Below are 23,129 nucleotides of genomic sequence, written 5' to 3' on the forward strand. Positions count from 1 at the left end.
CCGGCCTCCCCTACCCGCCGATGCCGAAGGAACGGTCGAGCAGCGCCGGAGCCAGCGCCCCAGCGGTGAAGCTCCGTCCGCTCTCGAAGGCGGTGACGATGACGCGGGCCGGGCTGAACAGCATCGGGTCGATCTTGAAGAAGTCGAAGCCGCTCGCCGCAAACAGGTCGGCGAAGGGTCGGCCATAGTCGGCGGAGGCCGAACTGGGCAGGCGGGCCGCCAGATCGGCCGCGTCGTCGTCCGGACCGTCGACCAGCAGATGGACGGTTCCGCCGAACAGGATGGCGTCGTTGGTCCGGCCCATCGCCTGGACGAAATCGCGCCCCGGCGGCGGCAACGGCGCGCAGCCGACGCCGTCGCGCACCCGCTCCAGCGGGAAATGGAGGGCTTGCAGCTTGTGCAACCCGACCTCCAGCACGCGGGCGACGATCTGGACCATGCCGGCCGGGCTGCGGGTCGGCGTCAGGATCAGGGTCACGCGCTCCGCCGGCACGCCGCAGTCGCGCGCCACCTTCTCCACTACCGAGACCGGCGGCCGCTTGTCCGTCTCCAGCACCAGCACGGCGCGGTCGGCCATGTCGCGATAGCCGAGTTCGGCGAACAAAGGCTCCTTCACCGCCAGGGCCCGCCCGGGACCGGAACCCAAGGCCGAGAATTTCTCGCCCGACAGGCTCCAGCCCGCATATTGGCTGCCGAGGCAGGCCAGGACCGGATCGGCGGCCGTCACCGTCACCTGCGCCGGCCAATGGACGAAGGGGGAATCCATGGCGATGCGCACGCTGCCGGCACCGCCCAGGCAAATCTCGGCGATGCGGCGCCCGGCCTCCAGGCTGCCCGGCCGGTCGATGCCGGCATCGATCACGGTGCAGCCGGCGGGATGCTGCTCCACCCCGATCCGCAGCATGGCGGCGTCCGCCACCAGGGCATGGACCAGGGGGGCGGCAAGCCGGTTAACACTGAAGGGAAGCGAGGCCATCGGCGGTTCTCTCCACAAAGCAGGCCCGCCGCGAGCAGTCCGCGACGATGCGTTTGATCCGGCAGGACAGGCGGTGACGCGCCTCCTCCTCGTCCCCGCCCCAGGCGGTTACGCTGCACAACGGTTGTCCACCCCCCACCGCGCTGCTGGCCCGAGGCAGGTCGGCGCACCAGGGGGGCCAGGAGAACACTGTCGGCACCGTCAGGGCAGAGGCGGCATAGGCCACCGCCCCGGCAATGACGCCCGGACGCGCCGCTCCCAACGTCCAACCGCGTCCGGCGGCAGCGTCGAGATGGGCGCGCATCACCCCGCCCAGCCGGTGACGTTCGAGCAGGTCGAGCGTGGCCCCCAGACGCGGGTTGACCTCCAGCACCGTCACCGAATTGCCGTCGACCAGCAGGTCCAGGCTGTTCAGCCCGACCAGCCCGAAGGCGGCGGCGATGCGCCGAGCTGCCTCCGCAAGCCGGTCGGCCAGCGACTGCGGCACCGCGGCCGGAAGCACCGCCCCGCCATAGCGGAAGGGCGCATCGGGCGCCGGATAGGTCCATTGCCGGCTGATCGCCACCGTTTCGCACCGGCCGGTACAGTCGGCGATGAAGGCGACGGAGGTTGGCCATCCCTCTGCCCGCCGTTGCAGGTAATGACCGTCCGGCAAGGGACTGCCGGCCCAGGGCACGATATGCCAGCCCCCGGCCGCTCCCGTCCGTTTGACCAGCCAGTGCCCGGGGATCGCATCGTCTGGCATTGCCAGCTGCGTTTCCGGATGCCCGATGCCCAGGTCTTCCAGGCCCAGCGTCGCCAGCCGCGCGGCGAAGCCAGCCGGATCCTTGACCGCCCGCACGATATCCGGCCCGTTGCCAAGCAGCCGGTACGGACCGGCCTGCATCAGCGCGCCAAGCATGTCGGGCGCCTGCTCGAACCCCGACCCGACGACCAGAGCGCTGCCCGGCGGAGCCAGCGTCCGGGCGGCGGCGATCAACGCCTCCCGGTCGAAGCCGGCGACGGGATCGCCGGCGACGCAACGGGCAGGCATCGGCAGATCGGCATCGCCGAACTGGTCCAGCGTCGCGACAATGGCCCCGGTGCGCGCCACCGCCTGGGCGATGGCCCGGCCCGACAGGGCGGCGACCAGGATCACGCCGCTGTCCGGCATTGGGCGCGGGCCAGGGCAAAGGCGTCGTCGAAGGCCAGATAGACCGGCTTCGCCGCCTCGCGCATCGCCTTGAACAGGCCATGCTGGGTCTTGAACTTCACATTGCCGATGGCGAGCGCGCCGATGCCAACGGCGTCCGTGCCCTCGATGGGGGCGCCGTCGCTGAAGGCGTCCACCCCCTCCACGCCGGCCGGCGGCACGGCATTGACGTCGGCCACCACCCGCACCGACGGGGTGGCGGCGATCTGCGTGCGGCTCAGCACCCGAACGCCGGCGCGGGCAACCGCCAGCACCACGTCGGTCTCCGCCAGAATGGCGGACTTGTGGGCATCGGTCGAGCCGTCGACCGCGCTCAGCGTCACGCCGAACCGCTGACGGTAGGAGGTCGCCCGCTCGGCGACGGACGCCGCACCGTCATGGCCGACCAGTTGAACGGACGCACCGGCACGCGCGGCCAGCACCGCGGCGACGCCGCCAACCGGCCCCTTGCCGCCGAACACCGCGACCCGTGAGCCGGCAAGCGTCAACCCAACTTTCTCCAGCTGGGCCTCGACCTTCGCGATCATCGCCGCGGCGGTGGTGTAGGCGCCGGACGGATCGGCGAAGACCGAGATCTCGAACGGCGGGACCATGGCCCGGCGCGCCGCCTCCAGCATGTCCAGCGCCGTCAGGATGTCGCGGCCGGCGATGAACAGACCGGTCCGCTTGGCGTCGCCCGGAGCGCGGGAAAAAATCATATCCTGGACAAGACCCGGCACTTCGCCAGTCTCGACATGGGTATAAGGCACGAGGACGCCATAGCCGGCGTCACACGCCATGTTGATGTCGAATGGACTGACCGCCTTTACCGGAGTAATGGCGTGCATGACATAGGGCTTTTCCATGAAACGAAGTCCTCGGTTCGCTTCATGTCACTGTCTTTCACCTCACGGGTTCAAGCTGTCTTTTTTGCGACTGTTTTATATCCGGCAGCGACTACTTTCTGACCGGAGAAGGTCTCCACCACCGCCCCGTGATTCCGCCCCCGGCAGACGACGAAACGCAGGTTGGGCCGCGTCCGCCAGCGCGCCTGCGCGCCCTCCGCCGCCCGCTCCGCCGATGCCGCATCGCCGAAGACGGCAAAGCCGGTCGGCCCCCAGGAACTCTGCCCGACTCCCGCGGCGCCGGCCACTGGGAGCCACCGCAGAACCTCAGCCACATCCAGGCTGCTGAAGCGCCCGCCCTGGGCCGGGGCGAAATGGTCGCCGACCACGCTCTGGAGTTCGGTCACGGCGGCGCCGAACCGCATGGCATCCCCTTCCGCCAGCGCCGGCAGCCCGACCATCAACGCCAGCCGGCACAGATAGGCCGCCTTGTCCGCCGGAAAGGGGGGCAGATCGCGGAAGGCGACCGTCTCAGCCGTGCCGGACAGGCCGCGGTTGGCATCGTCGAACACCAGCAGCATGCGCCACGCCTCCGGCAGAGCCATGCGGCTGATGACGGGAGGCGGCTCGTCGAGCGCACCCTTGCCGCCGTCCAGAATGACGCCGCCCTGTTCGAACGCACCGACGCCGATGCCCGACCGCGCCCCCCGGTCCAGCAGGCTGGCGACCCGGCGCGGCGGCAGCGGCCGGCCGGTCATCGCCGACAGGGCCGCCCCGACGGCCAGCGCCAGCTGGGTGCCCGACCCCAGCCCGGAATGGGACGGGATGGTCCGACCCAACCGCAGGGAAAAGCGGTTTTCCACGCCCAGCGCCCCGCACAGCCGGTCGAGATACCCCGCCGCCCGGCAGTCCGGACCGACAGGAACATCGCTTCCGGATTTCCCGCGCATCAACATCAGGTCCGTTCCCAGCCCGTCGAGCGTCAGGCCCAGGCTGCCGAAGCGCCGGCCCAAGCCGCCCTCCATGTCGAGAAACCCAAGATGCAGCCGGGCGGGCACCTCCACCCGCACCGTGTCGACTGTCATGCGCTGTTCGCCGCAAATCATGGCCTACCTGTCGCAAAAGCCAAGGCGACCAGCCGCCTTTCGCACATAATAAAATTGGCGGCGGCAAAATCAATGAGAACAACAACAGAAAACAGATTATATTCTGAAAATCTTTAAATATCGGATCCGATTTATTCATTTCCGTAAAGAATATGAACTGAAATTTCATGCCTAATATTATTTAATATAACCTTCTACACTCGACATCATGCGCGGAGTTTGGGATATGGACTATGGACTCGGCGGGAATGACCTCCCACCGCCCATGAGCGATGTCGTTTGCCCATTCTGCGCAATGGCCTGCGATGACCTTGCAATCGCACGCGATGGCACAGGACAGCTCAGGGTGACCGACAACGGCTGCGCACGGGCGCGCACCCTGTTCGCCCTTCCGACATTGCCGGCCCACTGCTTTATCAAAGGCCGCGCCGTTCCACTCGACGAAGCGCTGGACGCCGCGGCGGCCTTGCTGCGCGATGCGGCCTCGCCGGCCGTCGGGGGGCTCGCCGCCGACACCGAGGGAGTCTCCGCGGCCCTGGCGCTGGCGGAGCGGCTGGGTGCGGTGGTGGACCACGCCGCGTCCGACAGCCTGTTCCACGGCCTGCGCGCGCTCCAGGTGACCGGCGCCATGACCGCCACCTTCGGCGAAATTCGCAACCGTGCCGACCTGTTCGTCCTGTTCGGAACCGAGTTCGAGCGCCATGTCCCCCGCCTGTTCGACCGCATCGTCCGTCCGCCGACAGCCCTGTTCCGCGATGCCGGCGCGGCGCGCGGCTTCCTGATCGGTCCCAACGACGGACCGGTACCGGACGGGTTCGAGCGGCTTAGCGCCGACCTGACGCACGCCTCTGCCATCGCCGCCGCCCTGTCTCAGCTGGTGGCCGGCGAAACACCCCGCGGCGGCCGGGTGGGCTCCATCGCTATGGAGGATCTCGCCCGCGTCGCCGTGGCGCTGCGGGAGGCGCGCTTCGGCGTCGTCGGCTGGGTCGCCGCCACGCTGGACCCGGCGGCAGGCGATGTCGCCATCGAGGCCTTCAACCGATTGGTGGTGACCGCCAACGCCTCCACCCGCTGCGCCGGCTTGCCCCTGGGCGGCAAGGGCAACGCGCTGGGCGCCAACTACGTGTGCGCTTGGCAATATGGCGTGCCGCTGCGCTCCCGCCTGGGGGCCGGCCCGCCGGAACACGATCCGCTGCGCTATCGGCTGAAAAGCCTGCTGGCCGGGGGCGAGGTCGATGCGCTGGTCTGGCTTTCGGCCCTGAACGGCGCGGAACTGCCGGACACCCGCACGCCGATGATCGTGCTGGCCCGCCCCGGACAGCCGTTGCCCCGCGACCCGGAGGTGCTGATCCCGGTCGCCATCCCCGGCCTCGACCATTCCGGCAGCATCCACCGCGGCGACGGCGTCGCCGCCCTGCCGCTGCGCCGCTTGCGAACGACCGCCATGACGCTTCCATCGGCCGCGTCGGTGCTGAGCGCCCTGCTCGACCGCCTCCCCTCCTCCCATCTCCCCATTCGGTTTCGGGAGACAGCGCATGTCTGACGCCTACACCCTGCTGCGCGGCGGTCGCGTCTGCGATCCGACCGAGAGCACCGACGGTGGCAGGTTGCGTGACCTGTACCTGAAGGACGGCCGCATCGCTGCGACGCCTCCGCAGGAAGCCCGCATCGGCGAGGTGATCGATCTGGAAGGTCGCATCGTCATGGCCGGGGCTATCGACATCCACAGCCACATCGGCGGCGGCAAGGTGAACCTCGCCCGCCTGCTTCTCCCGGAGGAGCATCGCGAGCATGCCAGCGGCCCCGACGGGCTGCGCCGCTCCGGCAGCGGCCTGTTCACCCCATCCAGCTTCGTCACCGGCTACCGCTATGCCGAGATGGGCTACACCGCAGCCTTCGAGCCTGCGATGCTGCCCTCCAACGCGCGCCACACCCATCTGGAACTGGCCGACATTCCGATCATCGACAAGGGCTGCTACGCCGTCCTCGGCAACGACGATTTCCTGCTGGAGCGGCTGGCCGCCGGGGCGACGCAGTCGGAGGTCAACGACTATGTCGCCTGGATTCTCCACGCCACCCAGGCGGTCGGCGTCAAGGTGGTGAATCCCGGCGGCATCAGCGCCTTCAAGTTCAACCAGCGCCGCCTGGATCTGGACGAGGCGCATCCCCATTACGGCATCACGCCACGCCGCATCCTGACCACGCTGGCCACATCGCTGTCCGACCTCGGAGTGCCTCATCCGCTGCACATCCACTGCAACAATCTGGGCATCCCCGGCAATGAAGCGGTGACGCGCGAGACCATCGCCGCACTGGACGGGTTGCCCGCCCACCTGACCCACCTGCAATTCCACAGTTACGGGACGGAAGGCGACCGCCGCTTCTCCTCGGCCGCCGCCGAGATTGCTGAGGCGGTGAACCGCAGCCCGAACATCTCTGTCGATGTCGGCCAGATCATCTTCGGTCAGACCATCACTGCCTCGGCCGACATCATGTCGCAGTTCCGCAACAGCGGCCTCGCCAGCCCGCGCAAATGGGTGTGCACCGATATCGAATGCGACGGTGGCTGCGGGCTGGTGCCGTTCCGCTACCGCGACAAGGCATTCGTCAACGCCTTGCAATGGGCGATCGGGCTGGAGCTGTTCCTGCTGATCGAGGACCCCTGGCGGGTCTATCTGACCACCGACCATCCGAACGGCGGCCCCTTCACCAGCTATCCGCATTTGATCCGGTTGCTGATGGACCGCAGCTTCCGCAACGAGCAGTTGGCGCGGATCAATCCCGATGTCGCCGCGCACAGCCGGCTCGGTTCCATCGAGCGCGAATACACGCTCGACGAGATCGCCATCATGACCCGCTCCGGCCCAGCCCGCGTGCTGGGGCTGCGCGACCGCGGCCACCTGCGCCCCGGCGCCGTCGCCGACGTGGTGGTCTATGACGATTTGCCCGACCGCGAGGCTATGTTCGCGGCCCCCGCCTGGGTGTTCAAGAACGGTCGGCCGGTGGCACGGAACGGGGAGCTGACTGCGACCGGCTGGGGCGACACCATCGTTGTCCGGCCGGACTTCGACCCCGCCATCGAACGGCGGCTGAAACCATGGTTCGAAGATCACCAGACCGTGCGGCTCGGCAACTTCCGCATCGCGGACGGCGAGATCCTCGACCATGGCCGCGGCGGCCTGTCCATCGTTCCGATCCTGACGGCGTCCGACCCATGCTTCTGAACGGCATCCACATCGAAAACAGCTATGCCGAGGCCTTCGACATGAAGGCGACCCGGCTGATCGTGACCGCCGACACACCGGCCTGGGCGCGCCATGCCGGCATGGCTGCCACCGGTTTCGCCACCTCGGTCATCGCCTGCGGCTGCGAGGCCGGGATCGAGCGGGAACTGGCGCCGGAGGAAACCCCCGACGGGCGCCCCGGCGTCGCCCTGCTGTTCTTCGCCACCGGGCGCAGCGTGCTGGGAAAGCAGGTGGAGACCCGCGTCGGCCAATGCATCCTGACCTGCCCCGGCACCGCCTGCTTCGCCGGCGTGCCGCGCGGGGTGAAGGAGGATTTGATCCCGCTGGGCCGGAAGCTACGCTATTTCGGCGACGGCCAGCAGATGTCGAAACTGCTCGGCGGCCGGCGCTACTGGCGCATCCCGGTGATGGACGGCGAGTTCCTGTGCGAGGAATCGAGCTGGAGCGTGCCCGCAGTCGGCGGCGGCAACCTGCTGATCCTCGCCGATGCACGGATGGCCGCGCTGGAGGCAGCGGAAGCGGCGGCGGATGCCATGCGCGCCGTGCCCAATGTGGTGCTGCCCTTCCCCGGCGGGGTCGTCCGCTCCGGCTCCAAGATCGGGGCGAAGTACAAGGGGATGCCGGCCTCCACCAACGATGCCTATTGCCCGACGCTGCGCGGCCTGCCGCGCTCACTCCTGCCGGCCGAGGTCGAATCGGTGCTGGAGATCGTCATCGACGGGCTGACCGCCGCCGACGTCGCCGCCGCCACCACGGCCGGGCTGAAATGCCTGATCGAACGCGGCCGCGGCTCAGGCGTCTGGGGCGTCACCGCCGGCAATTACGGCGGCAAGCTGGGCCGCCATCATTTCCATCTTCACGAGCTGCTGCCATGAGCGTGCTGAGCTTCCGTCTGAAAGGCCCGCTGACCGGCCGCATCGACGCCTCCCCCCTGCTGCCGCACCGGCTGGCGGAGCTGAGTTTGGCGGAGATCGCCGCGCTGCCGTTGCGTCTCGGCCGGGGCCATGTCGCGGTGGGCGATGTGTTCGACCTGTCGGGCAGCCCCGGTGACACCGTCGAACTGGAGGGCGACGGGCGGCTCGATTTCGTCGGGGCGGGGCTGGCCGGCGGCACCATCCGGGTCGCCGGACCGGTCGGCCACCGCGCCGGCACCGGCATGAGCGGCGGCTCCCTGCTGGTTGAGGCGTCGGCAGGGCTGGCAGCGGGTGCCTCCATGCGCGGCGGCGAGTTGATCGTCCGGGGCGACGCCGGCAGCGAGCTGGGCGGCGCCCTCCCCGGCGAGCGGGCGGGAATGACCGGCGGGCGGATCCTGGTCCATGGCGCGTGCGGCGACCGCGCCGGCGCGCGCATGCGTCGCGGGCTGATCGCCGTCGGCGGCGATGCCGGCGCCTACGCCGCCCTGCACATGACTGCCGGCAGCCTGGTGATCGGCGGCAGGCCGGGTACCTTCACCGGCCATGGCATGCGAAACGGCACCATCCTGTTCCGCGGCGAGATCGATCCGCTGCCGGGGTTTGCCGATTGCGGCCTCAACCGGCTGCCTTTCCTGTCGCTTCTGGACAATCACCTGTCAGGGCTTAACGAAGCGCCGCCCACCTGCCGGGGCCTGACCGGACAGGTACGTCGCTGGCTCGGCGACCGTGGATTCGGTGGGCGCGGCGAGATTCTGGCCTGCCTGTGAAGGCTCGCTCGTCGACGGTCGGCAAGCGGCGGCAGTCCACGCCAAGAGGGGCTACCTCATAGAGAGTGAGTGGTTGCTCCGCCGGACGGTGCTATTGTTCTTATCACCGGATTATTTGCATGAAAAACAATCCCAACTCGGTCAACGTCGCGCTCCTTCAAGGATTATGTCCGCTTTGTTCAATGTCGCAGGGCCCCGACCTGCGTAGGCTGCTTGTCATAAAAACTTGATGGTGCGCAAAGGGATCGATCCCCGCCCATCCGAACGCGGCCGCCACTGCAAACAAGGCCGCGGGTAAACAGCGTGTTCGCCGACCATTCGCGACCCACGATACGAACAGGAAAGCGGAAGAGGGGCACGGGACAATGAAGTGCAGCGAGCAGCAATCCGGCGTTTCCCAGGCCGACACGGTCGGTTTTCTCCTGGTTCCCGATTTTTCCATGATCGCGTTCACCGCGGCGGTTGAGCCTCTCCGCCTCGCCAATCACATCAGCGGAAAGGAGTTGTATCGCTGGGTGCTGCTCTCGCCGACCGGCGGCGTTCAGCGGGCCAGCAACGGCATCGGCATCTGCGTCGACCATGCCATCGCAGACGCCATCGCCGACTGCCCGCCGTTGTCCACGGTGATGGTGTGCAGCGGCATCGGCGGCCACTGGTACGAGGATCGGGCGATGTTCTCATGGATGCGGCGTTCGGCCGCCCAGGGAATCGCCTTCGGCGCCCTCTGTACCGCCAGCCACATCCTGGCCCGCGCCGGCCTGCTGAACGGCTACCGCTGCACCATCCATTGGGAGAACATGGCCGGCTTCGCCGAAACCTTCCCGGAGATCGAAGCGACGGGCGAGCTGTTCACCATCGACCGCAACCGCTTCACCTGCGCGGGCGGCACCGCCGCCACCGACATGATGCTGCACCTGATCGCCGCCCGCCATGGCGAGAAGCTGGCAATGGACATCGCCGAGCAGCTTCTGCACACCAAGATCCGCGCGGGCAGTATCCGCCAGCAGGAAGAACTGCAAGCCAATCCGGTGCTTGACCACGAGGATCTCCACGCCGCGGTGGCGGTGATGCAGGCCAACATCGAGGAACCGCTCGATCTGCTGACGCTTGCCGCGGAACTCGGCCAATCCCGCCGTAATCTGGAACGGCTGTTCCGCAAATACATGAACTGCTCGCCGGCCAAATACTATCTCGGCCTCCGGATGAAGCGGGCGCGGCAGCTGCTGTGCCAGACCCGCATGTCGGTGATGGAGGTGTCGATTAGCTGCGGCTTCATCTCCGCCACCCATTTCAGCAAATGCTACCGCGACCATTTCGGCATCGCACCGCGCAGCGACCGGCAGAGCCAGCGGCACAGCCCGCTCGCCGCCGCGCATGAGTTCGCCGGACTGAGCTGACACCGCAGCGGGGGCGGACGGTCAAGCGGGACCGGATCGGGGGGAACGGGCATGGGGCGGCGGAAATCGCCAGATTGCTGTCGCTTTCGAGCAGATGCAGCCCTCCGGATGTCGGTAAGGTACAAATGCGGCCCGCCCGACACCAGATCCACGCTCGGCCCCGCCGGACAACAGCCAGGAGGACGGCACCGATGCTAGACGCGATTCTTTCCGCCCAATGCGCGCGTGGCCTGACCGCCGCCGGCTCCGGCCCGTCCACCATCCCCGCCGGCCTCTACGAGCTGTTCCTGGAAAACGTGGTCCTGCCTTGCCGGATCGGCGTCTTCGATTATGAGCGCGACGCGCCACAGCGGGTGCGCATCGACCTTCTGCTGCAGGTGCGCCAGGACGGCGCCCAGTTCTCCGACGACATCGGCGACGTGCTCTCCTACGACGATCTGCTGTCCGGGCTGAAGCGGATCCTGATGGACGAGCACACCAACCTTGTAGAGATGCTGGCGGAAAAGATCGCCCGCATGTGCCTTGCCCACGGACAGGTGCAGTCGGCCCGTGTGTCGGTGGCGAAACTGGACATCTATGACGGCGTCGCGGTGCCGGGCATCCGGCTGGAGCGGACGCGTGACCAGATGCCGGGCCAACCCCTGCCGGCGTCGCGCCGCCCGCTGGCGATGGCGGACCGGCGGATCTGACCCGATGACGGCCAACGCATCGCCAGAGGACGGATCCCCACCCCCCGCGGCGCGGCCCTGGGTGATCAAGATCGGCGGCAGCCTGTCCGACTGGCACCGGCTGGGAACCTGGCTGGACCTGATCGCCCGGCCCGGCCATCTCCATCCCGTGGTCATCGTGCCGGGTGGCGGTCCCTTCGCCGACGCCGTGCGCGATGCCCAGGACAATTGGCGCTTCGACGACCGTCTCGCCCACCGCATGGCCCTGCTGGCGATGGAGCAGTTCGGGCTGATGCTGCACGGCATATGCCCGACCCTGCACACTGCGGCGACGCGCGAGCGTTTGCGCTCGCTGATCCGGGCGCGGATGCCGGCGGTGTGGCTGCCGTCCGCCATGGCGCTCGACCAGCCCGAGATTGCCGAAAGCTGGGAGGTCACCTCCGACAGCCTCGCGGCATGGCTGGCGGTGGAACTGGACGCGGCGGCGCTGGTGCTGGTCAAGTCGGGGCCCTGCCCCTGTGCGGCGACCGATGCGGCGTCGCTCGCCCGCGACGGGCTGGTCGATGCCGCTTTCCCGCTCTGGCGCGCCCGCTTCGCCGGCGAGAGCTGGTGCATCCATCGCGACAACCACCTCCTGATGGAGGAGGCGCTGGCGGGTCGCGCCGCTCCCGGCTGCGCCCTGCTGCGCTGCCCGGAGGTCGAACCCCTGCCAAGCGTGCGGGTATGAACAGCATCGCTCCTCCGCCGGCGCCGCCGCGGCTGGCCTGGGCGCTGACCGGGTCGGGCCATTACATCAAGGAGACGCTGGACCTGATGGCGCGGCTGGCGCCGCTCGACGTCTTCCTCAGCAAGGCGGCCGAGGAGGTCATGCGGATGTACCGCCGCCGCGACGGCAACTTTCCTCCCGGCACCCGCCTGTTCCGCGACCGGGCTGCCAGCGCCCCGCAGATCGGACGGTTCTATTTCGGCGAATACCACACGCTGGTGGTGGGGCCGGCGACCTCCAACACAGTCGCCAAATGCGTGCAGGGGATTTCCGACACGCTGCCGACCAACGCCTTCGCCCAGGCCGGCAAATGCCGGGTGCCCTGCATCGTCTTCGCCTGCGACACCGCGCCGGAAATGATGACCGAGGCGCCGCACGGCATGGTGCCGGTCTATCCCCGGCGCATCGACCTGGAGAATGTCGAACGGCTGCGCGGATTCGAGGCGACCACCGTCGTCGAAACCGTTCCCGACCTCGAATCCGCGCTGAAGGCGCGCCTTGAATGTCTGACCACCTCGTCTTCGTGACCGGAAAGCTGGCGGAGCCGCGCCTGCGGGCGATGCTCGACGGGATGGCGCCCGCCCCCTTCCGCTTCGACGTGGTGCAGATCGGCGTCAGCGTCGCCGCCCTGATGACCGAGGAGCTGATCAGGCGCCGCCTGCCGCCCCCGCCCCCCGGCGCGCGCGTGCTCCTGCCCGGCCGGACGCGCTGCGATCTGGCGGCATTGTCCGCTCATTTCGGCGTCGCCTTCGAACGCGGGCCGGAGGAGCTGCGCGACATTCCCGCCTATCTCGGCGGGAGGGCGGCGCAGGCCGACCTGAGCGCCCATGCGGTGACGATCTTCGCCGAGATCGTCGACGCTCCCCGCCGTTCCGTCGACACTCTGCTGGAGACCGCCGCAAGGCTGCGCCGCGACGGCGCCGACGTCATCGATCTGGGCTGCCAGCCGGGTGAACGGTTCGAGGGGCTGGAGACCGCCGTTTCCGCCCTGGTCGCCGCCGGCCACAGCGTCAGCGTCGACAGCGCCGACCCCGACGAGCTGCTGCGCGGGGCGGCGGCCGGCGCCTCGTACCTGCTCAGCCTCAGCGAGGACACGCTGTGGGTGCTGGACCGGACGGACGCCACCCCGATCCTGGTCCCGGCCAAGCCGCGCGACCTGGAGTCGCTGTGCCGCGCCGTCGACCGCCTGCGGGCCGCCGGCCGGCGTTTCCTGGCCGACCCGGTGCTCGACCCCATCCATTACGGCTTCACGGAGTCGGTGGTGCGCTATCACGAGCTGCGCCGGCGCTACCCCGACATCGGGATGCTGATGGGCATCGGCAACCTGACCGAACTGACCGACGCCGACACCACCGGCACGACGGCGCTGCTGATGGGCATGGTGTCGGAACTGTCGATAAACGCCGTCCTCACCCTTCAGGTCAGCCCGCATGCCCGCACCGCGGTGCGCGAGGCCGACCGGGCGCGGCGGATCATGCATGCTGCATCGGAAAGCGGCAGCCTGCCGAAGGGCATCGACGACGGGCTGATGGCCCTGCGCGACCGCCGCCCCTTCGCCGTCACGCCGGCGGAGATCGCGGAGACCGCCCGCAACATTCGCGACCCCTCCTTCCGGGTCGAGGTGGCGGAGGACGGGGTCCATGTCTACAACCGCGACGGCCACCATGTGGCGACCGACCCTTACCAGCTCTATCCCCTGCTCGGGCTGGCGGACGACGGCGGACATGCCTTCTACATGGGGGTGGAGTTGCAGAAGGCCTTCCTCGCCTGGCAGCTCGGCAAGCGCTACGTCCAGGATGAGGATCTCGCCTGGGGCTGCACGGTGGAGGCAATGCCGGAGGCGGAGGCGGGCAGCGACCCCCACGGCTTCAAGGCGGCGGGCACCACCTTGCAGGAGCGGCGGCGGGCCTGTGGAAAGGCATCATGATACTCGAGACCATCGTCACCACGCTGGGCGCCGACGGGACCCCGCACATCGCCCCCTTCGGGGTAACGCGGACCGCTGACGATCTGGTGATCGCGCCCTTCCGCCCGTCCGTCACGCTCAACGCGCTGGAAGCCACCGGCCGGGCCGTGATCAATTTCACCGACGATGCGCGTCTGTTCGCAGGCTGCCTGACCGGACGGCGGAACTGGCCGCTGGTGCCGGCAACCGCCATCGCCGGCGTGCGTCTGGCCGACAGCCTCGCCCACTGGGAGGTGGAGGTGGTCCGGGTCGAGCCCGACCCTGTGCGCCCGCGCTTCCATTGCCGGACCGTCCTTCGGGAGGCGCATCGCCCCTTCGAGGGCCACAACCGTGCCGCCGCCGCCGTGATCGAGGCGGCGATCCTGTGCAGCCGGTTGCACATGCTTCCCTGGGAGAAGGTGGAGCGGGAGATGGCCTACCTTGCCATCGCCGTCGAGAAGACCGCCGGAGCCCGCGAGCGGGAGGCCTGGGGCTGGCTGTCCGACCGCGTGGCGGCCTTCAGGTCCGAAAGTCTCGCCGCGGCGGAGCCGCCCGCCGCCGGCCCCGCTGCGGACCATATGGCCAAACCACAGGTGCTCTCATGATCCGCATGCTCGCCAGCGTGACCAATCCCGTGGAAGCCGGTATCGCCGTGACGGCCGGCGCCGACCTGATCGATCTGAAGAACCCGGACGACGGCGCGCTGGGTGCGCTGCCAGTCGGCATCATCGAGGCCTGCCTGCGAACGGTCGATGGACGCAGGCCGGTCAGCGCCACCATCGGCGATTTGGCCATGGACCCGGCAACCATAACGGCGGCGGTTTCCCGGACGGCGGCCACCGGTGTCGACATCGTGAAGATGGGCATCGGCGCCGGGGGCGATCCGCTTGCCTGCATCGCCGCGGCAGCACGGGCGCGCGGCGCCGCCGCGCTGGTCGGCGTCATCCTGGCCGACCTGACCGCCCCCACCCCCGATCTGGTCCGTGCCATGGCCGATGCCGGCTTCATCGGGGTGATGCTGGACACCGGCCTGAAGGATGGCCGCACCCTGCGCGATCATCTGTCGGCCGACGCGCTGGCCGCCTTCATCGGACAGGCGCGCGGGGCCGGAGTACTGGCCGGGCTGGCGGGGTCGCTCAGGCTTGCCGACATCGGCCCTCTGGCAGCGCTCCGCCCGTCGATCCTGGGATTCCGCGGCGCGCTTTGCCAGGGCGGCGCGCGGCGCGACGCCATCGACCCGGACAGGATCGCCGAGGTCGTCGGAAGCGTGCGCAATGCGGTTGCACCGAGCGAGTGCCTCTGACCCCAAAACGTCTGCTCCGGATTTGCCGTTTTCTTGCCGCCCGTGACGGGTCCCAACGGTCGCTGGGGTGGGTTGCAGCGTGGGCGGGTTGACCCTGCGGGCAACCAATGGTCGATTGCTTGGCCCCGCCAACAAAGCCGTTCAGGTTGTTCATGACCATCGAAAGCGCCGCCGGCCGATCCGCCGATACTCCCAGCGGCGGCCCGGCGGCCACCCGGCCCGAATCCCATTCGACGGAGAATGCCCGGACTCAACAAGCCCAGGCGGAGACTCCGGCGCTGCATCATCCGCTGCTGATCGCCGTCACCCTCGTGCTGGTGGCGCTGAACCTGCGGCCGGCGCTGTCGAGCCTTGCACCGGTGATGGGCGATGTGGTGCGCGATGCCGGCCTGAGTTCCGGGCAGGCCGGGCTGCTGACGACGTCGCCCGTGCTGTGCCTCGGCCTGTTCGGGGTGATCGCCCCGCGTCTGGCCCAGCGCTTCGGCACGGAGCGGACGATTTTCTTCACCCTGCTGATCCTGGGCTTTGGCGTCGCGCTGCGCGGGGTCGGCAATTTCGCGGCACTGTTCGCCGGGGCGACGCTGGCGGGTGCGGGGATCGGCATCATCGGCGTGCTTCTGCCGGCCGTGGTGAAGCGCGACTTCCCCAGCAAGATCAGCCTGATGATGGGGGTCTACACCATGGCGCTCTGCGCCGGGGCGGCGATTGCCGCAGGGGCGACGGTGCCGCTGGAGCGGGCGCTCGGGCAATGGACCGGCGCCCTGGCCTTCTGGGCAGTCCCGGCGGTGGTGGCGGCGGTGGCTTGGCTGCCGCTGACCCGTGGACGCCAGAGCGCGGCCGGCCCTGCCCGCGCATCGGTGCGCGGCCTGTGGAGCAACCGCCTGGCCTGGCAGATCACCCTGTTCATGGGGCTGCAATCGGCTTTGGCCTACATCGTGCTCGGCTGGATGGCGCCGATGCTGCGCGACCGCGGGTTCGACCCGACGACGGCGGGGCTGATCGTTTCCGGCTCGGTCATGGTCCAGGTGGTGGCGGCGCTGGTCGCCCCCATGCTGGCGACCCGCACCCCGAGCCAGAGCCTCGCCGCCGTCTCCATGCTCGGTTGCAGCCTCGTCGGCATGGTCGGCTGCCTCTACGCTCCGCTCTGGACCATCGCGCTGTGGGCGGCGATCCTCGGCATCGGCCAGGGTGGGGCCTTCGCCGTGGCACTGACCCTGATCGTGCTGCGCTCGCCCGACAGCCGCATCGCATCGCACCTGTCGGGCATGTCGCAGAGCGTCGGCTATACCCTGGCGTCCAGCGGCCCCTTCCTGGTCGGGCTGCTGCATGGCTGGAGCGGCGACTGGCACGCCTCCGCCCTGCTCTTCGTCGCGATCGCGCTGGCGGCGGGGGTCTTCGGTTACCTCGCCGGCCGGCCCCGCCAACTGCGCCTCTGATTACGCGCTCCGCTCAGTCATACTGCGTCGGGCGGCGGCCGCGCGGTGCCGCGAAGGGCGAGATCGACCGGTGCAGGAACCGGCCATCGCCAGACTTGCCGGTCTGGACGCCCTTGTCGATGATGACGGTGCCGCGCAGCAGGACGGTTTCGGGCCAGCCCGTCACCTCCATGCCTTCATAAGGCGTGTAGTCGGCCCCGTGATGCATCAGCTCCTGGGTGATCGTCACCTTGCGGTCGGGATCCCACAGGACGAGGTCAGCATCCGCCCCGATGGCGATGCTGCCCTTGCGGGGGGCAAGGCCGTACATCCGGGCATGGTTGGTGGATGTCAGGGCGACGAACTCCTGCAAGGAAATCCGTCCCTTCCCCACCCCTTCGGAGAACAGGATCGGCAGCCGCACCTCGACGCCGGGGATGCCGTTGGGAACCCATTTGAAGGCCGTCCGCTCGCCCTGCTTCTTCTTGCCGGCGGGGCTGTCGAAGCGGAACGGGCAATGGTCGGAGGAGAAGACCGAGAACAGCCCCGATTGCAGGCCGGTCCAGCAGGCGTCCTGGCTTTCCTTGTCGCGCGGCGGCGGGCTGCAAACGTATTTGGCGCCCTCCATGTTCAGCCCCTTCAGGTCTTCGGCCGTCAGGGTCAGATATTGGGTGCAGGTTTCGGCATAGACCTTCAGGCCGCGGCTCTGCGCCCAGCGGATCTGTTCGATGGCGTCGGCGGACGAGACGTGGACGATCATGATCGGCACGTCGACGATCTCGGCGAAGGAGATGGCACGGTGGGTCGCCTCGCGCTCCACCGGGATCGGACGGGATTCGGCGTGGTAGTAGGGATCGGTGCGGCCGGCCCGCTCCAGCCGCTCGGTCAGGAACTTGATGGCGTCGTAGCCTTCGGCATGGACCATCACCAGCGCCTTCTCGCGCCGGGCGACGTCGAACACCTCCAGCAGCTCGCGGTCGTTCAACTTCAAATCGTCATAGGTCATGAAGACCTTGAACGAGGTGTAGCCGTCCTGCACCAGTGCCGGCAGTTCCTGGCCCAACACCTGCTCGGTGGGGTCGGAGATGATGAGGTGGAAGGAATAGTCGGTCAGGCACTGGCCTTCCGCTCGCGCATGGTAGTTCTGGACAGCAGCGCGCAGCGACTTGCCCTTGGGCTGGAGCGCGAAGGGAATGACCGTCGTGTTGCCGCCGAAGGCCGCGGAGAGCGTGCCGCTGCGGAAATCGTCGGCCATGATCGTGCCGTCGTCGCCGTCCTGCGCGATGTGGACGTGACTGTCGATGCCGCCCGGCATCACCAGCCTGCCGGAGGCGTCGAGGACCTGTCCGGACGTGTCGAGCCGTTCGGCCAGCGCCACGATGCGGCCGTCCTTGATGCCAATGTCGCAGCGGCTGACATCGGCGGCCGTGACCACCGTGCCGTTGCGCACCACCAGATCGAACTCAGCCATGTGCCTGATCCTGTTCCAGATGTGATCGGTCGGTCATCCTTCGGTCGGCCCTAGGCTCACCGCCGCTGCGGCATGGCATTGCCGAGGGCGTCGATGAGGCGGTCGACCTCGTCCAGCGTGTTGTAATGGACCAGCGACACACGGATCACGCCGTTGACCGCGGTCAGCCCCAATGTTCTCGATCAGGCGCTTGGCATAGAAATCGCCGAAGCGGATGCCGATCATCGCCGCATCGACCGCGCCCACCACCTCGTCCGACCGGTATCCGTCCACCACGAAGCTGATGGTCGGCACCCGCAGGGAGCGGTCGGCGGCGGCATGGCCGATGACCCTCACATCGTTGCGTCCGCGCAGATAGGCGAGCAGCCGTTCGGCAAGCGCCTCCTCATGGGCGGCGATGGCGTCGAAGGCTGCCACGATTTTGGCCCGGCGCGGCCCGGCGGCACCGCAGCGCTCGCCGAGCTCGGCAAGGTAATCGACGATGCCGGTGCAGCCGACGGCGAGTTCGTAATTCACGTTGCCGGGCTGGAGCTTGTAGGGGATCACCGAGCGGTCGATGAAATAATGGTTCAGGCTGGGCAGCGCGGCCAAAAGCTCGTGCTTGCCGTAGAGAACGGCGAAATGGGGTCCATAGACCTTGTAGAAGCTGAAGACGTAGTAATCGACGTCCCAGCCGGCGACATCCACCGCGCGGTGCGGGGCGTAGGCGACAGCGTCGACCAGCAGCTTCGCGCCGTGCCGGTGCACCAGCCGGGCGATGTCGGCTACCGGGTTGATGGTGCCGAGGATGTTCGAGGCATGGGTGACGCAGACGAGCCGCGTGCGCCCGTTCAGCAGCGGTTCGAGATCGTCCAGCGCCAGTTCCAGGCTGTCGGGGCGGACGGCCCAGGTCCGGATCACGGCGCCCTTCTCCTCCAGCTTGCGCCAGGGGCCGATGTTGGCCTCGTGATCGGAGTTGGTGACGACGATCTCGTCGCCGGGCCGGATTCTGTTCGGCCATCGCCGCCGACAGGGTGTAGAGCAGGGCCGTGGTGCTTCCGCCCATGACCACCTCGTCCGGCCGCTTGGCGCCGATCAGCTCGGCGATGTCGGCATGGGCGTCGGCGACCCGCGCGCCGGACTGCCGCGACACGGCGTAGCTGGCGCCCAGCTGCACGTTGCTGGTCAGCAGATAATCCCGGATGCGGTCGGCGACACGCGCCAGCGTCTGGGAACCCCCGGCATTGTCCATGAAGATCCAGTCACCGGCGAGCGCCGGGAACTGGGCGCGGACAAAGGACAGATCGAGCGGGGAGGTCGTCACGTTCGACACGGGTTCAATTCCTTCGGTCAGATCGCGGCGGCGTGGTCGGCGACCAGCAGCGGCACGGACAGGGAGACGACGCGGCAGTCGGCGTCGGGATCGGGGGCGCGCCACATCATCATGGCGAAGTCGGCGGTCTCGTCGAGAGCCACAAGCGGACAGTGCCAGACGCCACCGGCATAGGTAATCGCCTGATCGGGACCGGCGACGAAGGCACGGGCGGTCTCCGGATCCGGGTCGCCCCCGTCGTCGGCGAGGGCGGCCACCACCAGGAAGCGCCCGCCGGTCATCGGAACGAATGTCTGGCTGCTGAGCGGGTGCTGTTCCATCGCCGTCACGGCGAAGGGCAGCCGTGACGGGGTGATGCGGTAGAGCGCCAGCACCGGCGGCAGCGGCTCACCGGCAAAGCCCAGCCCATGCTCGGCGTCATAGCGGATGCCGCGCCCGTCATTGACCAGGGACGACCGGCCCATTCCGGCGGAAAGCACCGTGCCGAACGGGGCGAAGGTGTCGCCGGTCAGCGGCACCGCCGGGATGATCCTCGCGGCGCTCAATGGTTCAGGACCGCTTGCAGGAAGGCACGGGCGCGCTCTTCCTTGGGTGCGGAGAAGAAGGCTTCCGGCTTCGCCTCCTCGACGATCTGGCCGCGCTCCATGAAGATGACGCGGTCGGCCACGCGGCGGGCGAAGCCCATCTCATGGGTGACGACCACCATCGTGACGCCGGTGCGGGCCAGCGACTGCATGACGTCCAGCACCTCGCCGACCATCTCCGGATCGAGTGCCGAGGTCGGCTCGTCGAACAACAGGATTTTGGGTTCCATCGCCAGCGCGCGGGCGATGGCGACGCGCTGCTGCTGGCCGCCCGACAGCTGGCCGGGGAACTTGCCGGCCTGTTCGGCGATGCCGACGCGGGTCAGCAGCTCCATGGCCCGTTCCTCGGCGGCCTTCGGCGCCAGCTTGCGCACCCGGATCGGCGCCAGCGCGACATTGCGCAGCACGGTCATGTGGGGGAACAGGTTGAAGCTCTGGAACACCATCCCGACCTCGCTGCGGACGGCAGCCAGATTGGGACCGGGCCGGACGGCGACGTCGTCCACCGTCACCGTTCCGGAATCGTAGGTCTCCAGCAGGTTGATGCAGCGGATCAGGGTCGATTTCCCCGACCCCGACGGGCCGAGCAGAACGACCACCTCGCCTTCCGCGACATCGAGGTTGATGCCGGAAAGGGCGCAGAAGCTGCCATACATCTTGCGCAGGTCGCGGATGGCGATGATCGGCCGGGCGGCCGGGCGCGCGGATGCCGCCCTGCCCGCTTTCCCCGCCTGCATATCGTTGATCTGCATGTCAACGGCGCTCCTTGGCGAAGTGTTTTTCCAGCGTGCCCACGGCGCGCACCATCGGCAGGAGCAGCAGCACATAGAGCGCGGCGGCGCCGATCAGCGGCGTCGGGTTCGCCGCCAGCGCCTGGGCCTGCGTCGCCTGCTTCAGAAGGTCCGGCATCGCGACGACGGAGGCGAGTGCGGTGTCCTTCATCACGTTGATGCAGTTGCTGGTCATCGGCGGAATGACGATGCGGACGGCCTGCGGCAGGACGATGTCCCCCATCATGCTCCAATAGGACAGGCCGAGCGCTTGGCTGGCCTCGAACTGGCCGCGGGGGATCGCCTGGATGCCGGCCCGCAGGATTTCAGCGCTGTAGGCGGCGCTGACCAGCGACAGGGCGGTGGTGGCCGATGCGAAGGGGGAAAGCCGGATGCCGACGAACGGCAGGGCGTAATAGACGATGACCAGAAGCACCAGGATGGGAATGGCGCGGAACAGGTCGATGTAGAGCACCCACAGCCCGCTCAGTGCAGGCGGGCCGTAAAGACGCAGAAGAGCGAGGACCAAACCGCCGACCAGGCCGAGCACGATGCTGAGAATCCCCAGCGACAGCGTGGTTCCCAACCCCATCAGCAGGAGCGGCAGCGAATCCCACAGCACCCTTCCATTGAAGAAGGTGTCGATCAAATCCATGAGAGAATGTCCAGGCATGGGCCGGGCACGCGCAACTCAGGCGCCGTGTGCCCGGCCATGGCATCCGATGACGGAGTTTCCAATGGCGGTAAGTCAGTCCGCGCTCAGGACTTCTTCGGGATGTCGAGAACCTTGGCGGTGCTGCCATCGGCATCCGGCTTCACGCCGAACCACTTCTCATGCAGGACGGCCAGGGTGCCGTCCTTCTTCATCGCGGTGATCTGGTCGTTGACGGCGGGCAGCAGCGGGCTGTCCTTGGCGAACATCACGGAATAGCGCTCGCCGGTCGGGATGCGCTGGACCACTTTGAACTGCGGCTTGTCCTTGGTGTAGTAGAGCAAGGCCGGAATGTCGCTGATGTAGCCGTCCAGGCGCCCGGCCCCGAGGTCGAGCATCGCCGGCTGCAGCCCTTCATAGCGGCGGACATCGCCGAAGCTGTATTTGGCCTGGTTCTGGTTCACCCACATGTCGCCGGTGGAACCGGTATCGACGCCCAGCGACTTGCCCTTCAGATCGTCGACGCTCTTGATCGGGGTGTTCGCCCGCACGGTCAGCGACTGGTCGCTGTCATAGTAGGGCTGGGCGAAGGACACCGAGTCCAGCCGCTTGTCGGTGATGGTGATCGACGAGATCGCCATGGCGATCCGGCCCGACTGGACGGCGGAGAACAGGCCGTTGAAGGGGATGTTGACGATCTCCACGGTCTTACCCAAGCGCTTGGCCGCCTCGTTGACCACATCGATCTCGAAGCCGACGAACTTGCCGGTCGCGTCCTGGAACTCCCACGGGACGTTGCCGATGTTGGCGCCGACGGCGAGGTCGGCGGCGCGGGCCGGTGCGAAGCCGCCCCAGACGGTGGCGGAGGCCGCGGCGAAGAGAGCGAGTTTGAGGATTCTGTCTGCGCATGGCTGTACCTGCGTCTCCCTGCATGGGTGGGTGAATGCCTGACGCGAATCCCTGAAAGCCGGTTTTGTCGTTTTCTTTGGTCTGAGAGGCCATACCGGTCTGACCAGTTGGATTGCACGCCCTTTCTGGGCTATTGTCAAGGCGTCGCGTGGGGCACCCCGGCAAGAGCAACGACAGACAGGGATCGGCAGGATGCGTGGACGGCTGTTGGTGCCACAGGCGGCGGTCGAGAAATCCGCCGGATCATCAACGAACAGGGGCTGCGTCCGGGCGACCAGCTGCCGCCCCAGCGCGAGCTTGCCGAGAGGCTGAGCATCAGCCGGGCATCGCTGCGCGAGGCGCTGTCGGCGCTGGAAACGCTCGGCATGATCCGGATCGAGGTGGGGCGCGGCGTCTTTCTCACCGACGGCAAGCCGCCGGACCCGGTCGCCGCCTGGCGGTTCGCCGACCTCTACTCACCGCGTGAAGTCTACGAGGCGCGTCTGGCGTTGGAGCCCCACGCCGCCCAGCTTGCCGCCATCGCCCTGCCCGCGGCCACGCTTGAAACGCTGGCCAGCACGCTGGTGCGGATGCGCAGCGCCTTCGAGGCGCATGATTTCGCCCAGGCCGGGGTGGAGGACAGCAAGTTCCACCACCTGATCGTCGAAGGCTGCGGCAACCGCATGGTCCTGGACCTGTTCCGGACGGTCGATGCGGTGGTCACCGAGATCCAGACGCTTCCCTTCGCCCAGGAGGACCGCATCTGGGAAACCCTGGAGGAGCACGAGCGGATTTTAAAGGCCTTGCAGACACGCGACAGCGCCCGCGCAGCACAGGCGATGTCCGACCACATCACCGGTGCCGCGGGGCGCCTGGGCATCCTGCTGGGTGCCGGGAGAGCTGCCGAACCCGTGGCCGGCAGCTCCCTGTAGGG

The 23,129-nt window shown here is 68.4% G+C and carries 23 protein-coding genes and 1 pseudogene; 13 read left to right on the forward strand and 11 right to left on the reverse strand.

From position 1 onward, the window contains the following. Positions 1–10 precede the first annotated feature (10 nt). The 4 genes from mch to ACWPN8_RS26490 are packed head-to-tail and all read right to left on the reverse strand — an operon-like array spanning position 11 to position 4,077. Positions 11–976, reverse strand: a complete 966-nt coding sequence (gene mch / locus ACWPN8_RS26475; protein ID WP_492242919.1) for a methenyltetrahydromethanopterin cyclohydrolase — start codon at positions 974–976, stop codon at positions 11–13. Continuing rightward, entirely contained in the window at positions 951–2,129 is a 1,179-nt protein-coding gene (locus ACWPN8_RS26480) for an ATP-grasp domain-containing protein (protein ID WP_492242920.1), read from the reverse strand. The genes mch and ACWPN8_RS26480 overlap by 26 nt, the downstream gene beginning before the upstream one ends. After that, on the reverse strand, positions 2,111–3,013 hold the full coding sequence (locus tag ACWPN8_RS26485; protein WP_492242921.1) for an NAD(P)-dependent methylenetetrahydromethanopterin dehydrogenase: 903 nt from the start codon (positions 3,011–3,013) through the stop codon (positions 2,111–2,113). Before ACWPN8_RS26485 ends, ACWPN8_RS26480 begins: the two co-directional genes overlap by 19 nt. 50 nt (positions 3,014–3,063) lie before the next feature. Further along, complete coding sequence (locus ACWPN8_RS26490; RefSeq protein WP_492242922.1) at positions 3,064–4,077, reverse strand: beta-ribofuranosylaminobenzene 5'-phosphate synthase family protein; 1,014 nt, start codon at positions 4,075–4,077, stop codon at positions 3,064–3,066. A 367-nt stretch (positions 4,078–4,444) separates the two neighbouring features. Here ACWPN8_RS26490 and ACWPN8_RS26495 point away from each other — a divergent pair, with 367 nt between their 5' ends. The 12 genes from ACWPN8_RS26495 to ACWPN8_RS26550 all read left to right on the forward strand — a co-directional run bounded on the left by ACWPN8_RS26495 (position 4,445) and on the right by ACWPN8_RS26550 (position 16,539). Continuing rightward, entirely contained in the window at positions 4,445–5,641 is a 1,197-nt protein-coding gene (locus ACWPN8_RS26495) for a formylmethanofuran dehydrogenase (RefSeq protein WP_492242923.1), read from the forward strand. Beyond that, the gene (locus ACWPN8_RS26500) at positions 5,634–7,322 is read left to right on the forward strand and encodes a formylmethanofuran dehydrogenase subunit A (RefSeq protein ID WP_492242924.1); all 1,689 of its coding nucleotides are present in this window, start codon (positions 5,634–5,636) and stop codon (positions 7,320–7,322) included. Before ACWPN8_RS26495 ends, ACWPN8_RS26500 begins: the two co-directional genes overlap by 8 nt. Further along, positions 7,313–8,218, forward strand: coding sequence for a formylmethanofuran--tetrahydromethanopterin N-formyltransferase (fhcD, locus tag ACWPN8_RS26505; protein WP_109096745.1), 906 nt, complete (start codon positions 7,313–7,315; stop codon positions 8,216–8,218). The genes ACWPN8_RS26500 and fhcD overlap by 10 nt, the downstream gene beginning before the upstream one ends. Next, positions 8,215–9,024, forward strand: coding sequence for a formylmethanofuran dehydrogenase subunit C (locus ACWPN8_RS26510; RefSeq protein WP_492242925.1), 810 nt, complete (start codon positions 8,215–8,217; stop codon positions 9,022–9,024). The genes fhcD and ACWPN8_RS26510 overlap by 4 nt, the downstream gene beginning before the upstream one ends. 440 nt (positions 9,025–9,464) lie before the next feature. After that, positions 9,465–10,421, forward strand: a complete 957-nt coding sequence (locus ACWPN8_RS26515; protein WP_247872867.1) for a GlxA family transcriptional regulator — start codon at positions 9,465–9,467, stop codon at positions 10,419–10,421. Positions 10,422–10,612: 191 nt separating this feature from the next. Further along, the gene (locus ACWPN8_RS26520; protein ID WP_492242926.1) at positions 10,613–11,110 is read left to right on the forward strand and encodes a dihydroneopterin aldolase; all 498 of its coding nucleotides are present in this window, start codon (positions 10,613–10,615) and stop codon (positions 11,108–11,110) included. 4 nt (positions 11,111–11,114) lie between these two features. Then, the gene (locus ACWPN8_RS26525; protein ID WP_492242927.1) at positions 11,115–11,816 is read left to right on the forward strand and encodes an amino acid kinase family protein; all 702 of its coding nucleotides are present in this window, start codon (positions 11,115–11,117) and stop codon (positions 11,814–11,816) included. Beyond that, entirely contained in the window at positions 11,813–12,382 is a 570-nt protein-coding gene (locus ACWPN8_RS26530) for a flavoprotein (RefSeq protein ID WP_492242928.1), read from the forward strand. The genes ACWPN8_RS26525 and ACWPN8_RS26530 overlap by 4 nt, the downstream gene beginning before the upstream one ends. Then, positions 12,358–13,782 carry a DUF6513 domain-containing protein gene (locus tag ACWPN8_RS26535; protein WP_492242929.1) on the forward strand — a complete coding sequence of 475 codons (1,425 nt, stop codon included), beginning with the start codon at positions 12,358–12,360 and terminating at the stop codon, positions 13,780–13,782. The genes ACWPN8_RS26530 and ACWPN8_RS26535 overlap by 25 nt, the downstream gene beginning before the upstream one ends. Beyond that, entirely contained in the window at positions 13,779–14,405 is a 627-nt protein-coding gene (locus tag ACWPN8_RS26540; protein ID WP_492242930.1) for a DUF447 domain-containing protein, read from the forward strand. The genes ACWPN8_RS26535 and ACWPN8_RS26540 overlap by 4 nt, the downstream gene beginning before the upstream one ends. After that, positions 14,402–15,103, forward strand: coding sequence for a (5-formylfuran-3-yl)methyl phosphate synthase (locus ACWPN8_RS26545; protein WP_492242931.1), 702 nt, complete (start codon positions 14,402–14,404; stop codon positions 15,101–15,103). Before ACWPN8_RS26540 ends, ACWPN8_RS26545 begins: the two co-directional genes overlap by 4 nt. A 152-nt stretch (positions 15,104–15,255) precedes the next feature. Next, on the forward strand, positions 15,256–16,539 hold the full coding sequence (locus tag ACWPN8_RS26550) for a CynX/NimT family MFS transporter (RefSeq protein ID WP_492242932.1): 1,284 nt from the start codon (positions 15,256–15,258) through the stop codon (positions 16,537–16,539). Between the two features lie 13 nt (positions 16,540–16,552). Here ACWPN8_RS26550 and hydA read toward each other — a convergent pair whose 3' ends face one another. The 7 genes and pseudogenes from hydA to ACWPN8_RS26585 all read right to left on the reverse strand — a co-directional run bounded on the left by hydA (position 16,553) and on the right by ACWPN8_RS26585 (position 22,356). Then, positions 16,553–17,989 carry a dihydropyrimidinase gene (hydA, locus tag ACWPN8_RS26555; RefSeq protein WP_492242933.1) on the reverse strand — a complete coding sequence of 479 codons (1,437 nt, stop codon included), beginning with the start codon at positions 17,987–17,989 and terminating at the stop codon, positions 16,553–16,555. 33 nt (positions 17,990–18,022) lie between these two features. Then, positions 18,023–18,976: an aminotransferase class V-fold PLP-dependent enzyme gene (locus ACWPN8_RS26560; protein WP_492243190.1), complete on the reverse strand. Its 954-nt coding sequence runs from the start codon at positions 18,974–18,976 to the stop codon at positions 18,023–18,025. A gap of 82 nt (positions 18,977–19,058) precedes the next feature. After that, positions 19,059–19,220 (reverse strand): annotated as a pseudogene (locus ACWPN8_RS26565) (cysteine desulfurase-like protein); the annotation flags it as partial. Between the two features lie 98 nt (positions 19,221–19,318). Then, positions 19,319–19,846, reverse strand: a complete 528-nt coding sequence (locus tag ACWPN8_RS26570; RefSeq protein ID WP_492242934.1) for an ureidoglycolate lyase — start codon at positions 19,844–19,846, stop codon at positions 19,319–19,321. Beyond that, positions 19,843–20,622: an amino acid ABC transporter ATP-binding protein gene (locus tag ACWPN8_RS26575; RefSeq protein WP_109452509.1), complete on the reverse strand. Its 780-nt coding sequence runs from the start codon at positions 20,620–20,622 to the stop codon at positions 19,843–19,845. The genes ACWPN8_RS26570 and ACWPN8_RS26575 overlap by 4 nt, the downstream gene beginning before the upstream one ends. A gap of 16 nt (positions 20,623–20,638) precedes the next feature. Next, positions 20,639–21,310, reverse strand: a complete 672-nt coding sequence (locus ACWPN8_RS26580) for an amino acid ABC transporter permease (protein WP_109096756.1) — start codon at positions 21,308–21,310, stop codon at positions 20,639–20,641. A 104-nt stretch (positions 21,311–21,414) separates the two neighbouring features. Further along, positions 21,415–22,356 (reverse strand): transporter substrate-binding domain-containing protein, encoded by a 942-nt coding sequence (locus tag ACWPN8_RS26585; protein ID WP_492242935.1) that lies wholly within the window; start codon positions 22,354–22,356, stop codon positions 21,415–21,417. Between ACWPN8_RS26585 and ACWPN8_RS26590 the strand changes: the two genes are divergently transcribed. Then, the gene (locus ACWPN8_RS26590; RefSeq protein ID WP_492242936.1) at positions 22,324–23,127 is read left to right on the forward strand and encodes a FadR/GntR family transcriptional regulator; all 804 of its coding nucleotides are present in this window, start codon (positions 22,324–22,326) and stop codon (positions 23,125–23,127) included. The genes ACWPN8_RS26585 and ACWPN8_RS26590 overlap by 33 nt on opposite strands. Positions 23,128–23,129: the final 2 nt, after the last annotated feature.

It is taken from the genome of Azospirillum sp. UENF 112521 (assembly GCF_058780665.1).